This window comes from Anabaena sp. FACHB-83 (genome assembly GCF_014697485.1).
In the GTDB taxonomy this organism is placed as follows: domain Bacteria; phylum Cyanobacteriota; class Cyanobacteriia; order Cyanobacteriales; family Nostocaceae; genus Nostoc_B.
The window spans coordinates 230,877-246,985 of the sequence record NZ_JACJRY010000001.1 but is presented as its reverse complement, the minus strand read 5'-3'; the positions used below and the strand labels follow the sequence as shown (position 1 = coordinate 246,985).

General features: G+C 42.5%; 9 protein-coding genes. 5 read left to right on the top strand and 4 right to left on the bottom strand.

Annotation, left to right across the window (positions count from 1 at the left end; all coding sequences use genetic code 11):
* Positions 1 to 78: 78 nt before the first annotated feature.
* Positions 79 to 2,175 (bottom strand): molecular chaperone DnaK, encoded by a 2,097-nt coding sequence (gene dnaK / locus H6G79_RS01030; protein ID WP_190587984.1) that lies wholly within the window; start codon positions 2,173 to 2,175, stop codon positions 79 to 81.
* Positions 2,176 to 2,507: 332 nt separating this feature from the next.
* On the opposite strand from dnaK, the gene H6G79_RS01025 reads away from it, so the two are divergent.
* Positions 2,508 to 3,353, top strand: coding sequence for a M28 family peptidase (locus tag H6G79_RS01025; RefSeq protein WP_190587983.1), 846 nt, complete (start codon positions 2,508 to 2,510; stop codon positions 3,351 to 3,353).
* Between the two features lie 11 nt (positions 3,354 to 3,364).
* On the opposite strand, the gene H6G79_RS01020 is transcribed toward H6G79_RS01025, so the two are convergent.
* A complete protein-coding gene (locus tag H6G79_RS01020) occupies positions 3,365 to 4,279 on the bottom strand; it encodes a bestrophin family protein (RefSeq protein WP_190587982.1) in 915 nt (304 codons plus the stop codon).
* Positions 4,280 to 4,382: 103 nt separating this feature from the next.
* Here H6G79_RS01020 and H6G79_RS01015 point away from each other — a divergent pair, with 103 nt between their 5' ends.
* Positions 4,383 to 8,147: a hydantoinase B/oxoprolinase family protein gene (locus tag H6G79_RS01015; protein ID WP_190587981.1), complete on the top strand. Its 3,765-nt coding sequence runs from the start codon at positions 4,383 to 4,385 to the stop codon at positions 8,145 to 8,147.
* A gap of 164 nt (positions 8,148 to 8,311) precedes the next feature.
* Here H6G79_RS01015 and H6G79_RS01010 read toward each other — a convergent pair whose 3' ends face one another.
* Positions 8,312 to 8,548 (bottom strand): hypothetical protein, encoded by a 237-nt coding sequence (locus H6G79_RS01010; protein WP_190587980.1) that lies wholly within the window; start codon positions 8,546 to 8,548, stop codon positions 8,312 to 8,314.
* A gap of 742 nt (positions 8,549 to 9,290) precedes the next feature.
* On the opposite strand from H6G79_RS01010, the gene H6G79_RS01000 reads away from it, so the two are divergent.
* Both H6G79_RS01000 and H6G79_RS00995 read left to right on the top strand, forming a co-directional pair.
* Entirely contained in the window at positions 9,291 to 13,127 is a 3,837-nt protein-coding gene (locus H6G79_RS01000; RefSeq protein ID WP_190587979.1) for an ATP-binding protein, read from the top strand.
* A 780-nt stretch (positions 13,128 to 13,907) separates the two neighbouring features.
* Positions 13,908 to 14,753, top strand: a complete 846-nt coding sequence (locus H6G79_RS00995) for a DNA/RNA non-specific endonuclease (RefSeq protein WP_190587978.1) — start codon at positions 13,908 to 13,910, stop codon at positions 14,751 to 14,753.
* A 159-nt stretch (positions 14,754 to 14,912) separates the two neighbouring features.
* Here H6G79_RS00995 and H6G79_RS00990 read toward each other — a convergent pair whose 3' ends face one another.
* Positions 14,913 to 15,314 carry a nuclease A inhibitor family protein gene (locus tag H6G79_RS00990; protein WP_190587977.1) on the bottom strand — a complete coding sequence of 134 codons (402 nt, stop codon included), beginning with the start codon at positions 15,312 to 15,314 and terminating at the stop codon, positions 14,913 to 14,915.
* A gap of 191 nt (positions 15,315 to 15,505) precedes the next feature.
* On the opposite strand from H6G79_RS00990, the gene H6G79_RS00985 reads away from it, so the two are divergent.
* Positions 15,506 to 15,898: an MAPEG family protein gene (locus H6G79_RS00985; protein WP_190587976.1), complete on the top strand. Its 393-nt coding sequence runs from the start codon at positions 15,506 to 15,508 to the stop codon at positions 15,896 to 15,898.
* Positions 15,899 to 16,109 lie beyond the last annotated feature (211 nt).

Here is a 16,109-nt window from a genome sequence, read left to right as displayed (position 1 = left end):
AATTACTTAATACTTATCACCAATGACTAAATCCGTATTTTGAATCAAGTTTCTTAATCAAGTAAAGGAGGGGGAGTACTACAACCAATCATCTTCATCATCCCAATTATCTTGATAGCTGGGGCGAGATGGGCGGCGTGTGGGGCGACTGTCATAGGCAGAAGAACGGCTATCTCTATCTCTGCCATAATCTCGGCTGTAATCTCTACCATTGTCCCTACCGTAGTCGCGGCTGTTGTAGGAATCCCGATCGCGGTAGCTATCGCGGTAGTAATCTGGTTCGCGATCGCGTTCTTTGTCGCCGCCTCCCGTGAAGATTTCTTTAATTGTGCCTAACAAGTCGTCGTCTTCGTCTTCAGCGTAATACTGACGGACTTCTCGGTTGAGTTCATAAAGGGCATCTTGTAAATCGGCGTAGGTTTGATCAATACCGCGATCGTCGTTGGCTTGTAAACTTTCTTTCAGTTCGCGGCAAATATTATCAATGCGTTGACGACGACTGCGGGCAAATTGCATCCCAAATTCTAGGGCGACTTCTCGCAGTTGGCGTTCTGATTGTAAAATCAATGCTTCCGCACGGGTGCGTTTTTCCACACGTTCTTTGCGTTCCCGGTCAACATCAGCGTATTTTTGTGCATCCTGAATCATCCGGTTAATTTCCGATTCAGTCAAGGTAGAAGCGCCTTGAATGGTAATACTTTGTTCTCTACCTGTCGTCCGGTCTAAAGCTGTTACCTGTAAAATCCCGTTGGCATCAATATCAAATGATACCTGGACTTGGGGAATGCCGCGCGGGGCTGGGGGAATGCCATACAGCTTGAACCGTCCCAGAGATTTGTTATCTCCTGCCATATCCCTCTCACCTTGGACTACGTGAATTTCCACGGTGTTTTGATTATTTTCGGAAGTGGAGAAGATATCAGAACGGCGAACGGGGATGGTTGTATTGCGGGGGATGAGTTTTTTCATCACGCCGCCAATGGTTTCTAATCCCAAAGATAAAGGTGTGACATCCAACAACAGCAAGTCTTTCAGTTCCCCAGCCAGGATACCTGCTTGAATTGCTGCACCCACGGCGACGACTTCATCAGGGTTAACGTTTTCGTTGGGTTCAATGCCAATTAAATCGCGGACTAATTGTTTCACCATTGGCATTCGCGTCGAACCGCCCACCAACACCACTTCTTCGATGTCTTCCGGCCTGAGTCCTGCATCTTTTAATGCCCGTTTGACTGGAGTGCGGACACGACCTAGCAAATCACTACACAAAGCTTCAAATTGAGAACGAGTCAGGCGTGTTTCGATGTGTTTTGGCCCGTCCTCTGTAGCGGTGATGAAGGGTAAGTTAATATCGGTAACGCTCACCGCCGATAATTCGATTTTAGCTTTTTCGGCGGCTTCCATTAACCTTTGTAGAGCTTGGCGATCGCGTCTTAAGTCTACACCTTCCGCCTCTAAAAATTGTTCTGCTAACCAATCAACTATCTTTTTATCAAAGTCATTACCCCCCAGTTGCGTATCACCACTGGTTGATTTAACTTCAAATACCCCATCGCCAACATCTAAAATCGATACGTCAAAAGTCCCACCACCCAAGTCAAAGACTAAGATGGTTTCGGTATCACCCCGATCTAAACCATAAGCTAAAGAAGCGGCTGTAGGTTCATTGAGAATCCGCAACACTTCCAAACCAGCAATTCTGCCAGCATCGCGGGTGGCTTGTCGTTGAGAATCGTTAAAATAAGCCGGAACTGTCAAGACTGCCCCAGTAACGGGTTCCCCTAAATAACGGCTGGCATCATCGGCTAATTTTTTTAGTACCATTGCCGAAATTTCTTCGGGGGCAAAATCTTTACTCAAACGGGGACAAGCAATTTTAATATTGCCGATGTCGTCTTTGCGGATGGTATATGGTACACGTTTGGAATCGGGACTTATTTCACCATACTTCCGCCCAATAAAGCGTTTAACTGCAAAAAAAGTATTCTGGGGGTTGAGGACGGTTTGCCGTCGTGCCATTTGCCCCACCACCCTCTCGCCATCTTTGCTGAAACCAACTACGGAGGGTGTTGTTCGCATTCCTTCTGCATTGGCAATCACCACCGGCTTGCCACCCTCCATCACGGCGACTACTGAGTTGGTTGTACCCAAGTCGATGCCGACTACCTTGCCCATGCGTTACTCTTCTCCTAGTGCGTCTTATATCTATTAATTTATTATGATTGTCCAAGACTACCAATAGCAGTAAGCTATTAGTGGAAAACACCTCAATGGTATAATAATCAATTGAGGCAAAAGCTGAATAAATTTAAGGTTAAAGAGCTAGTTGCAAGACTAGGATAGCATTCACGACGCTAAGTATGTCCCAGCATCGGGAAATCTCCATAGTGGAAAAACTCTACTTTATCAGTGCTTTAAGTTGGGAAATCCACACTTCTGTAATTGATTTTTGGCAGAACTACTAATTATTGGTGGGTTAACTTCATACTTTATCCTTAATACTTCCGTTGAATTTACAAGAGCAATTACAAATCCATCTCTCTGAAATTGCAAGAGAACGTGATCCTTTCTTGGCAACAGCAGGACATTTCTTTGTCCAAGAATATATTCGTCAACAATTTTCCCAATGGGGAAGTGTGGAAATCCACACCTTTAAAGTGAATGGGAAAAGTTGTAGTAACCTGATTTTAAATTTATCTGCTGAAGGGAAGCACCAAAATTTACCCCCGATTTTGATGGGGGCGCACTATGACGCTGTACCAGGAACCCCAGGGGCAGATGATAATGCCACAGGAGTAGCGGTGTTATTAGAATTAGCGCGGAAATTTGCCGCAGAACCAGCTAAATATCCCTTGCGACTGGTTGCGTTTGATATGGAAGAATATGGTTTACTCGGTAGTGCGGAATATGCCGCTTTATTGCATCAACAACAGCAACCACTCCGGTTAATGATTTCTTTGGAAATGCTGGGTTATTGCAACTTTATCCCAGGTTCCCAGCGTTACCCTAGTCCGTTGGAGAAATTTTACCCCAATACAGGTGATTTTATTGCTTTAATCGGCAATTTGCGAACAATCCGCGATTTAATCAGCCTCAGTCGGAGTATTCGGAAAGTGGGTGTACCTAGCCAGTGGTTGCCAGTACCCAACCGAGGCTTAATTGTACGTCAAACCAGACTCAGTGATCATGCACCATTTTGGGATTTGGGCTATCCCGCCATTATGGTGACAGATACGGCATTTTTACGGAATCCCCATTATCATCAACCCAGTGATAATATTGCTTCCTTAGATTTAAATTTTCTCACTGGTGTTTGCCAAGGTTTGGAACAGGGAATTAGACGGTTAAGTTAATTGTAATTATTTCAATTAGCTATACTATCTTGCAGCGATCGCGCCGCATTTGATTGTGTTGTAATCAAGTCTTCGATATTATGTTTGATTGTGTTGCAAATGGCATCTAATGGGAGGTCGTTATCATCATAACCAAAGGGATTTTCAATTTCCAACCCAATCGCCTCAACGCCAAATACGGTAAAGCTAACAACAGCCACCATAAATCCTGTCCACCAGCCCAATGTATCTACTACTTGCAAAGGTAATAAGCAACAATATACAAGTAACAGTTGCTTCAGATGAATTGCATAAGCTAAAGGCATTGGTGTTTTTAAAATACGTTCGCAAGAACCTAAATTATCGACAAGTATATTTAAGAGTTCTTGCAGATTAATTAATTGATATGTATGTAAACAGTCACGATTGTACTGTTCCTGTAAATAATCGCTAATCCAAAAAGCTACTTCTAAAGGCAAATTCTCGATAGTAGATAACTCGTTATATCGAGCATTAGACATTAATTGTTTTAATTCTTGATTTTCTCGTTCTCCCCGGAGATGCAATTTTGTAGCTACTGAAAAAGCGATAATTAGGCGTAATGTGGCAATTTTATTCTCTCTATCTTCAGGAGATTTTTCATTAATAGTTACCCAAACTTGTCTGGCTAAATTCCTGGTAGTATTAACTAAATTTCCCCAACAGCGTCTGCCTTCCCAAAAACGTTCATAAGCAGTATTTGTCCGAAAAACCAACAATAAACCTAACACCAAACTCGGCAAAATCGTGCCAATCATCGGTTTGGATACAGGCCATTCTAAATAATGCAGGACAGATATAATAAATCCAAACAAGCCACACCACAAAACCCGTTGATAAATTGATGAGACAACTGACCCTTTTAACTGAAAAGCCATCTGAAACCAGCGAATCTTCTCAAGTGTCATACCGTCTACCTCAAGGAACATCTAGGTAACAAATCAAGCAAATAATCTGATAACTTAAAAATCATACCTGAGAAGTAGCAAAATAAATCTTAAGGAATAAAGAATGAATGGGGCATCATTATCGGCTGCAAGTTGGGAGTTTTGGATTGATAGAGGCGGAACTTTCACTGATATTGTGGCAAAACGTCCTGATGGCCAGTTAATAATTCACAAGCTACTTTCAGAAAATCCTGAACAATATACAGATGCAGCAGTCCAAGGAATCAGAGAAATTTTAGGAATTGCTGCTGATGCACCAATCCCAGTCGATCGCATTGCGGCAATTAAAATGGGAACAACTGTGGCGACAAATGCTTTATTAGAAAGAAAAGGCGATCGCACTGTTTTAGTGATTACTCAAGGATTTCGGGATGCCTTACGCATCGGTTATCAAAACCGTCCCGATATTTTTGCCCGTCAAATCATTTTGCCAGAAATGCTCTACGAAAGAGTCATTGAAGTAGAGGAACGTTACAGCGCCCAAGGTGAAGAATTAATCCCTTTAAATCTGGATGCTGTTCGCCCACAATTACAAGCAGCATACAATGATGGCATTCGCTGTTGTGCGATCGCGTTCATGCACGGCTACCGCTACACCACCCATGAACAACAAGTTGCAGCTTTAGCCAACAGTATTGGATTTACGCAAATTTCCGTCTCTCACCAAGTCAGCCCTTTAATGAAATTAGTCAGCCGGGGTGATACAACGGTTGTCGATGCTTATTTATCCCCCATCTTGCGGCGATATGTTGATCAAGTCTCCCATCAATTGGCATTAGGGAATCGGGAAGAAGAAACTGGCGAGATAAGTAACAAGCAACAAGGATTATCCCCCCACTCTCCCAAACTAATGTTCATGCAATCCAACGGCGGACTCGCGGATGCAGAGAACTTCCAAGGTAAAGACAGTATTTTATCTGGCCCGGCTGGCGGGATAGTTGGGGCAGTGCAAACAAGCCGGATGGCTGGATTTGACAAGATTATCAGCTTTGATATGGGCGGTACATCTACTGATGTGGCGCACTACAATGGCGAGTATGAACGCACCTTTGAAACCGAAGTGGCGGGAGTGCGTCTGCGAACACCGATGATGGCAATTCATACCGTTGCGGCTGGCGGTGGTTCGATTGTGCAGTTTGATGGTTCGCGGTATCGGGTGGGGCCGGAATCGGCAGGGGCAAATCCCGGCCCGGCGGCTTATTCTAAAGGTGGGCCGTTGACGGTGACTGATTGCAATGTGATGGTGGGTAAGTTGCAGCCAGAGTTTTTCCCCAAGGTGTTTGGGGCGGCGGCGAATTTACCCTTAGATGTAGAGGTAGTAAGGCAGAAGTTTCAGGAATTGGCGGCGGAAATTGGGGATGGCAGAACGCCGGAAGAAGTCGCTACAGGATTTTTGGCGATCGCAGTTGATAAAATGGCGAATGCCATCAAAAAAATCTCTCTCCAGCGTGGTTATGATGTGTCGGAGTATACGTTGTGTTGTTTTGGTGGCGCTGGTGGGCAACATGCTTGTTTAATTGCCGACGCTTTGGGGATGCAGCAGGTATTTATCCATCCTTATGCGGGGGTGTTGTCTGCTTACGGTATGGGTTTGGCAGATGTACGAGTCATCCGCGAGAAGTCGGTGGAAGCGGTTTTGAATCAGGGTGTGTTGGGAGAAGTGGAGTTAGAGTTTGTGGGGTTGGTGGCGGAGGCGGTAGGGGAAACGAACCGCCAAGGCGCGGAGGGCGCGGAGGGAGGAGAGGCTGCTACACCCTTACACTCTGACACCCCTACACCCTTTTTGGAGATTTATCGCAAGGTGCATCTCAAGTATGAGGGGACGGATGCACCGTTGATTGTGGATTTTGCTGATGTGGTGATGATGCAGGCTCAGTTTGAGGAGTTGCATCGTCAGCGTTACGGGTTTATTGCGCCTGAGAAGCGGTTGATTGTGGAAGCGGTGGCGGTTGAGGTGGTGGAGAAGCATGACGCACTGGAGGAAGCTGTAATTACACGTAGGGACAATAAAGAGACTGTAGCAATAGCAACTATACAAATGTATACTGCTGGGTCATGGCAAACTACCCCGGTGTATCAACGCCAAGATTTACAGCCAGGAGATTGTGTAGCAGGGCCAGCCATTATTGTCGAGGCGACGGGTACAAATGTGATTGAACCCCATTGGCAAGCCGAGTTAACTACACGCAATCACTTAGTACTGACGCGACAAACAACACAAAAAACACTCAGCACTCAGCACTCAGCACTCAGCACACAAAAAGATCCTGTGATGTTGGAGATTTTCAATAATTTGTTTCGCGCGATCGCTGAACAAATGGGTATAACCTTACAAAATACCAGTTCCTCTGTCAACATCAAAGAACGGTTAGATTTCTCCTGTGCAATTTTTGATGGTGCTGGACAATTAGTCGCCAATGCACCACACATCCCCGTACACTTGGGTTCGATGAGTGAAAGTGTGCAAGCTTTAATTACTAACTATGGCGACACCATCAAACCCGGTGATGTTTTTGTTTCCAATAACCCCTACAACGGCGGTACTCATCTACCAGATATTACCGTTATCACCCCCGTCTTCCCCCACTCTCGGTTGGTGAGCGCAGTCGAACCACGCCCATTATTCTACGTCGCTTCACGGGGGCATCATGCAGATATTGGCGGTATTACTCCCGGTTCCATGCCGCCAAATAGTACAAATGTAATTGAAGAAGGCATATTAATTGATAATTTCCAGTTAGTTGCAGCAGGTAAATTCCGAGAAGCTGAATTAGTTAGTTTGCTGACCAGTGAACCTTACCCCGCACGCAATGTTTTGCAAAACTTAGCAGATTTAAAAGCCCAAATTGCCGCCAATGAACGTGGTGTACAAGAACTGTTAAAAATGGTAGACCACTACGGCTTAGAAACTGTCCAAGCCTACATGAATTTTGTGCAGGATAATGCCGAAGAATCTGTAAGACGTGTGATTGAAGTTTTAAAAGATGGTAGTTTTAGCTATGCCTTAGATAATGGCAGCGTGATTCAAGTCGCAATTACCATTAGCAGAGAAAACCGCAGCGCCAAAATTGACTTTACAGGTACTTCTAGCCAACAGTTAACTAATAACTTTAATGCCCCAGCCGCAGTTTGTAAAGCGGCAGTTTTATATGTTTTTCGCACATTAGTTAATGATGATATTCCGTTAAATGCTGGATGTCTAAAACCTTTAGAAATTCACATTCCTGAAGGTTGTATGTTAAATCCTGCTTATCCGGCGGCGGTGGTGGCGGGAAATGTGGAAACTTCCCAAGCTATTACCGATGCTTTATATGGTGCGTTGGGTATTCTCGCTGCTTCTCAAGGAACGATGAATAATTTTACTTTTGGGAATGAGCGTTATCAATATTATGAAACTATCTGCGGCGGTTCTGGTGCGGGTGCAGATTTTGATGGGACAGATGCAGTTCACACCCACATGACTAATTCCCGTCTCACAGATCCCGAAGTGTTAGAATGGCGCTTCCCAATTGTGTTAGAAAATTTTGCTATTCGGGAAAATAGTGGTGGTCAAGGTTATCATCATGGCGGTAATGGTGTCACTCGTCGCTTGCGTTTTCTGGAACCAATGACCGCAGCAATTTTGTCAAATCACCGCATAGTTGCGCCTTTTGGTTTATCTGATGGTGCAAGCGGTGAAGTCGGACGAAATTATGTTGAACGGTGTGATGGAACTGTTGAGGATTTAGGTAGTAAAGCTGTGGTGGAAATGAATATTAATGATGTGTTTGTGATTGAGACTCCTGGCGGTGGTGGTTATGGTTTTACTGAATCATTCATAAGAGATTAAATAAAAATTTTCGTAGTGGCGTGGCAAGCCTTAAATGTTGCATGATAAATTTCTTGTGGGATGGGCTTCTAGCCCGTCCGGTGCGGGCAGGATACCCACACCACAAGAGTTATTTTTATGCCCTATTGTAGCCTTGCCACGCCACTACTTAAATCACTTCTGCTTTAAATCACTGCTTTCTGACGTGGACAGTCAAACACCACCACAAAATTAGCGTCTGGAATGAGTTTACGTAAGCTTTGTAAATGACCGTCTGCATCGGAACGACTGCGAAATCTTGCAACTGTAACCCGTTGCATATCTGGAAATAAACGCGCAACAATCCAAGAATTTAAACGTTCTTTGTAAGCGTAGGTCTGAGTTTCTGAGACGAAATCTTTGTAATTGCTGTTTTGTGGCATGATTAATCTATCCATAAGGAGTTTAGTAAAGGGCGTTAGCGAGTCTCTTGGCGGGGATGCTAACGCTTCTTCAACAAAAATTGAATCTCCATACCATATCGGTTGTCAATTGTCAATTGTTAGCGCCAAGTTTTAGCGCCAACAAATTTTAACGCCCAAAAATATGGATCTAAGAGCATTAAGACACCGTACAGGATGAAGAATTAGTGATGTAGCTATTGAATTAGATTGCGCTTTATCTTCGATTCGTAACTGGGAGAAAGGTAGAACAACACCCAAAATGGAAGTATGGCAAGTATTTCGTTTGCGGGATTTATATCAATGCACTGAAGAAGAATTAGTACAAGCAGCCAAAAAATCGATGTTGGCTGAAGATGGTTAATTTTGCTGGGATATTATTTGAATTCCGAAAGTTGCTTTTTTATAAACAAGCGATCGCATCATCTCACAATAGACATAAAAGCGTCCTCTCTCTTACGGAAGAAGACAGAAAAATCTAAACTTTAGTGAGAGATAAATACAGGCAATGACTGAATATTGTAAAAATGTTAGCAAGGAAAAAAGAACTATAGACAATCACAGTTAATTTCAGCTTCGCTAAAATCAACTCAGAGTTTTATTATATACAGGTGAAAAAGAGTTCATTTATTATGATATCGGAGACGAGCAATACAAGATGTAAAAGCACGTTGCAGCGAAATTTTAGCAAGTTATTCTAGTTAGAGATGCGGTAAAAATATCAATGTTAAACAGAAACCGCTTGCAAATGCAAAATGCACGGAATTCAAAAGTAGTTAAGGTTGCAGCAGCGATCGCCACCTTCACAGGTAGTTTTGTGCTGCTTGGGTGGATGTTCAACATTGAATTTCTCAAAATAGGTAACAACCCCAGGTTGTTCACCATGAAAGCGAACACAGCATTATGTTTTATCTTATTAGGTGTGTCGCTGTGGCTGCTACAAATCAACCAAAATCAGCCAGCCAAGCAAAAACAGCAAGTTTATTTCTGGCTGATGAGAGTATTGAGTTTCATCCCTATAATTATTGGCTTACTCACAATCATTCAATATTTGTTTGGTGAGAATTTTGGCATTGATCAGCTGCTGTTGCGAGATACACAAACTCCTGCTGTGTCAGCTTATCCTGGACGGATGGGAATTAATACCGCCATTAACTTTTTCTGTTTGGGCTGTGGGTTAGAAATTTTAATCCATCCAAAACGCGAACGCCATTATTGGTATGCTCAAATTTTGACTTTGATAGCTGGTGTAATTTCTTTAGAAGCATTGATTGGTTACACCTACGACATCAAAATTCTCTACAGTTTGTTTTTGAATGGCACACCAATGGCATTGCACACAGTATTAATGTTTAGTGTGCTGTGTATCGGGATTCTCTGGTCAAGTACTGACCAAGGATTTATGCACGTCATTACCAGTGAAAGTTATGGCGGTTTGTTGGCGCGTCGTTTATTAATAGCGGCGATCGCTGTACCTTTATTATTAGGCTGGTTAATTGTTCAAGGTCAACGAGTCGGATATTATGATTCAGCTTTTGCCATAGCGATATTTGCACTGGTTTTGATTATTATTTTTGCTCTGTTAATTTGGCAGTGTGCTGCTTTAGTAGAAAGGCTGTGGTACAAGCATGAATACACGCAAACAGCACTTAGAGTCTATGAAGAAAAACTCAAAAGTTTCGTAGATGCGAACATCATTGGAATTGTGTTGGGTGATATTTATGGCAACATTCACCAAGCCAATGACGAATTTTTGAGAATGGTTGGCTATACCCGCGCAGATTTACTCGCAGGTGAATTAAACAAAGACAAAATCATCTTACCAGAGTACCTGGATTTAGATGCACAAGCGATCGCCGAAGCCCAAAGTAATACCAATGGCGCTTGTACACCATACAAAAAAGCATATCTCCGCCAAGATGGTCATCGCATACCTGTATTAGTTGGTTATGTTCTCGTGGGAGAAAAACGGGAAGAATTGGTAGCTTTTATTCTGGACTTAACCGAACGCCAACAAGCACAAGAACAAATTCTCCAACTCAATCGAGATTTACAACGGCGAGTAGTCGAACTGCAAACCTTATTAGATGTGATTCCGATAGGAATTGGGATTGCTGAGGATCGTGAATGTAGAAATATTCGCGTTAACCCTTGTTTTGCCAAGCAACTCGGTATCTCCACAGATATCAATGCTTCTCTGACTGCGCCTACCGCAGAACGACCCCAAACATTTAAAGTTTACTGCGAAGGTCGAGAATTATCGCCAGAAGAACTACCAATGCAGTATGCAGCCGCACATGGTGTAGAAGTTTTGGATTTGGAAGTGGATGTGGTTCATAACGATGGCCGAGTCACTAACTTATTAGAATATGTTGCACCATTGTTTGACGAAGAAGGTAACAGCAGAGGTTGTATTGGCGCATTTTTAGATATTACTAGTCGCAAGCAAGCTGAAGAATTACAGCAAAACCAACGCAAATGGCTGGAAGATGTGTTAAATCTTATGCCCAGACCATTGCTGTTGATTGAACCAGGAACAGCAAGGGTGACATTTGCCAATCGCACAGCCAATGAGTTAGCAGGCGGTGAATTTCCCCAAGGCATCCCAGCCGAAGAATATCACACAGCATATTATTATACAGATGCCACAGGCGATCGCATCCCCAATGAGCAAATGCCAGGGGTACGTGTTGCCCGTGGTGAACGTTTAAATGGTATAGAAGTAGACTGGCACACCAGCCAAGGCACATATTCTTTATTAATTTTTGCAGATACACTGCCAGCAATGCACGGTTTTCCAGCTACCTGCATTTTCGTCTTCCAAGATATTACTAAACTCAAGCAAGCCGAAAAAGCATTATCAGTAGGTAATCAACGGCTGCAATTACTATTTAGTACCGCCAGCGCCTTATTATCTAGTCAGCAACCAGTCACACTCATTGATAGCGTTTTCTGCCAACTCCAAGAACAAATTAGTATAGATATTTACCTTAACTACTTGGTTGAAGATAATTCTCAGGTCATGCGTCTTGCTTCTTATCGAGGCTTTAGCGAGGAACTAGCAAAAGAGATTGAGTTGTTAGAATTTGGTCAAGCAGTCTGCGGTACTACAGCCCAATATCGCCAACCCATTTATGTTGAAAATGTCCAACAATCAACTGATATCAAAACAGGATTAATTCGTTCTTTAGGTATTCAGGCTTACTACAGTTACCCTTTAATTGCTCAAGACAAGTTGTTCGGGACTCTTTCTTTTGGCAGTTGCAGCCGTAATTTCTTCACCGAAAATCAAAGAAGTATGATGCAGGCGATTTGTGATCAAATTGCGATCGCAATGGAACGCTCAAGTTTAATTACTTCCTTGCAGCAGCAAACAGAGCAGTTGCAGCAAGCCAACCGAATGAAAGATGAGTTTTTAGCTATACTTTCCCATGAATTGCGATCGCCCCTCAATGCAATTCTCGGCTGGGCGCAATTATTACGCAGTCGCAAACTCAACGAAACTCAAATCAGTAAGGCGCTAGAAACCATTGAGCGGAATGCCAAGATGCAAACCCAAATGATTGAAGACTTACTTGATATCTCACGGATGATTCGCGGTAAGTTACAGCTAAAAGTTGCTACTTGTAATTTAATCACGATTATTGAATCGACAATTGAAACTGTCACTTTAGCCGCCCAAGCCAAAGAAATCGAGTTGCAATTTGCGTGGGCAAATTATGGAGAAGCAGCATTTTTAATTTCTGGTGATAGCGATCGCTTACAACAAATTATCTGGAATTTGCTATCAAATGCTATTAAGTTTACACCCCAAGGCGGTAAAGTTGAAATTCAACTTACCAGAAGTGTTGCTCATCATTCCGAATCTATCACTTACGCCCAAATTCAAATCATTGACACGGGTATAGGGATTAACGGCGAATTTCTCCCTTACGTATTCGATCGCTTCCGTCAAGCCGACAGTTCCAGCACCAGGGCGCACGGTGGCTTAGGGTTAGGTTTAGCAATTGTGCGTCACCTAGTAGAATTACACGGTGGTATGATCACTGTTGATAGCCCCGGAGACGGACAAGGTACAACCTTTACAGTTAAATTACCCTTACTACTCAATAAAGAAACTATATCTGCACCAGTCAGCCTAACTGAAGCTAACAGTGATATTTTGCCTGCGTTTCTCTCCCTAGCTGGTGTGCGCGTCCTAGTTGTAGATGATGAAGCCGACACCAGGGAGTATATATCCACAGTATTGCAACAATGTCAAGCCCAAGTAAAAACCGTTGCTTCAGTCCCAGAAGCATTACAAATGATTGCTCAGTGGCAACCAGATGTGTTAGTTAGTGATATTGGGATGCCCGGTGAAGATGGCTATTCATTAATTCGCCAATTGCGATCGCAACCTCCAGCAAAAGGCGGTAAAATTCCCGCCGCCGCCCTCACCGCCTACGCCAGAGCCGAAGACCGAATGCGTGCTATTCAAGCAGGTTTTCAACTACATCTACCTAAACCCATCAAACCTGCTGAATTAGTGACAGTAGTCGCCAGCTTAGTCGGTAGAACTTGACACTTCCCCTCATTTCCTGGAAGAAGGCGAGAGTTAAAAAGCTTATGGTACGCCGTGTGCAACTTTCTCTCAAACCTAACCCCAACCCCTTCCCTACAAGGGAAGGGGAGCAAGATTCAAAGCCTCTCTCCGCTTCGGGGAGCCAGCGCGTTGCGGAGGTTCCCTCCGTTGTAGCGACTGGCGTGAGAGGTTTGGAGAGGGGTTTCAAGAATAAGTTGCACATCGCGTTATGGTGTAAACACACAAATAAATGTTAGTTGAGTCCCACCTCGGAATCAATTCCGAGTCTCATAGCGCAAGTCATATTCAGATGACTCAAGCAAAAATGTCTGACAGTCCATAAAGCGTGGACTTTGGCTATGAGCCTGGAAATTTATACCAATTCGCAATTCGCAATGACGCGACGCTCGTTCCTCGCTAACGCAATTAAGAAATCTAGCTCCAGTAAGACTTTCCTGATTTCTATCTGTCGCATTCTTCTTTCAAATTGGTATAAGTTGCGTTCAGAAATAGTATTCCTACTCCCTACTCCCAGCCCAAATTACTATCTTTGATTGCAACTTGGTATGATTTATTCTTTTTACAACCTACTCCTGCGGAAATTACTGCTCAGAAATTGTACTTATATTTAGCACTAATCATTACCAAATATTAATGTCCGGTTTACGGTTTTTTCATCTCTCCTTATTAAACCGGATTTATATTTCAGTCGCTAACTCTTCTTTTATTTCTGTATTGACTACAGAAATCATTTTGTTCTGCCTAAAAAAATAACCACAAATGAAAAAGTCTAAATTTGCTAAACTGATTCTACCTGTTGCTTTACCAGCAGTGTTTTTCGCTATCTTTAATAGCTCCCAAAAGCCACTTACTGCTCAAAGCTCAGTCAGTGTTCATTTAACAATGGGAAATCCTAGTGGTGCTACTACTAGTACTTCCAATCGTTTATTAGTTAAACCTCAGTATGCAACCTCACATAATTGTGCCAAAGGAATCCCTAATTGGGTAAGTTGGCAATTAAACTCATCATGGTTAGGAAGTGCGCCACGCCAAGATGATTTCCGTGCAGATACTACCTTACCTTCTGGGTGTTATCGAGTTACTACTACTAGTTACACAGGTAGCGGCTTTGACAGAGGACACATGGCTCCTTCTGCTGATAGAACTAATACAATTGCCAATAATTCTGCTACCTTCTTAATGACAAATATCATTCCTCAAGCTCCTGATAATAATCAGGGTGTCTGGGCAAATTTGGAAGATTATTCTAGAAGTTTAGTGGCTCAAGGTAAAGAACTTTACATTATTTCTGGCGGTTACGGCACTGGTGGATCAGGATCAAACGGTAGTCGCACTACTATTGATAATGGTCGCGTCACGGTTCCCGCCAGAACTTGGAAAGTTATTGTAGTTTTAGACAGACCAGGTTTAGGAGTTAGTGGCGTAACTAATGCTACTAGGGTAATTGCTGTTGATATACCCAATGTACAAGGTGTCAGAAACGCAAATTGGAGAAACTATAGAGTGAGTGTTGATACTTTGGAATCAAGAACTGGGTACGATTTCCTTTCTCAAGTTTCTACCTCTATTCAAAGTACGATTGAGGCTAGAGTAGATAATTTATAAAGATAATTAGTTGCACTCATACACAGTTATTTTAGTGTGTATTATTTGCAGCAGTTTGTATATTAGTGGAGTAGAGACGTTACATCTAACCGTCTCTACATAATGATTTTGGTTTTTACCATTAGCGAAGTTTGTTCAACCCTACGAGTTATACCTAGATTAGGTTTCAATAACTTTTGTCGAAATTCCTGCTAAATCACCAGCAGGAGTTTTACCAAAAATATAGACATCAATATCTATCCTCCCTAAACGATAAACTTTGATATCTGAGAGATTTTCCTTGAGTGTTTGAACTAAGGATTTAAATTTCTGTACATCTTGTCTTTGAATTTCATCGTGCCATTCTTTTTCTTCAGCTAAGTTACGAAAAAAATAATCTAGTTCTACTATTTCTATGGGCGTTTCTGCGGGATGATTTGTTAGCTGAAGAAGTTTTTGATTAGTTAAACTCTCTTGACCTTCTCCAGACCAAAAAAACACTTCAAAGGGAGATTCTGATTCACTCATCATCAGCAAACTATGAGAATTTTGCTGGAGCTTCTGCATAACATGATTAGTCATATACTTGGGCAAGTAAAAATAAATTAAACCTTAGAGATTAAAACATATCTATAAAATTTTTCTCAAATTTTAACACTATTCTAAGAACTGGTGCGATCGCTCAATTTTTATATCAACATATTGAGTTTCCCGGCGGCTGTTCCTAAAGCATAGGTAAGAATTATACTTTGATGAGCGATGAGGATTTGAATATGTCACCTTGGACTAGTCTGATCACTGCTTTAACATTACTGCTGTACTCAGTTATCACAATTAATGTCGGTCGAGCTAGGGCAAAATATAAAGTTATGCCTCCCCAAATGACAGGCGACCCCAATTTTGAAAGAGTACTAAGAGTTCAGCAAAATACTCTAGAACAAACTATTTTATTTCTCCCTGGCTTATGGTTGTTTTCTGTTTACATCAACCCATTATGGGGGGCAGTAATTGGTGCTATTTGGCTCATAGGCCGTATTGTCTACGCTTGGGGATACTATCAGGCCGCAGAAAAACGAATGATTGGTTTTGCCATTACTACTATGAGTGGAATGGTGCTGCTTTTAGGTTCGTTAATTGGTATCATTCTCGCTTTGGTGAAGCCATAAACTACTGTAGAGCTTGAGATAATTAGGACTTACGCAGACTCTACGATTTCTTGGCGTTCTTGGCGACTTAGCGGTTTGATAAATTAAGCTTTTCGGGAATTTTTGCGTAAGTACTGGATAAGTAGGGTGGGCATTTTCAGTAAAAATCTCGATTAACCTAAGATATATTAGTGAATGCTCACCTTAAAGATACTGAATTTTTGTAATAATC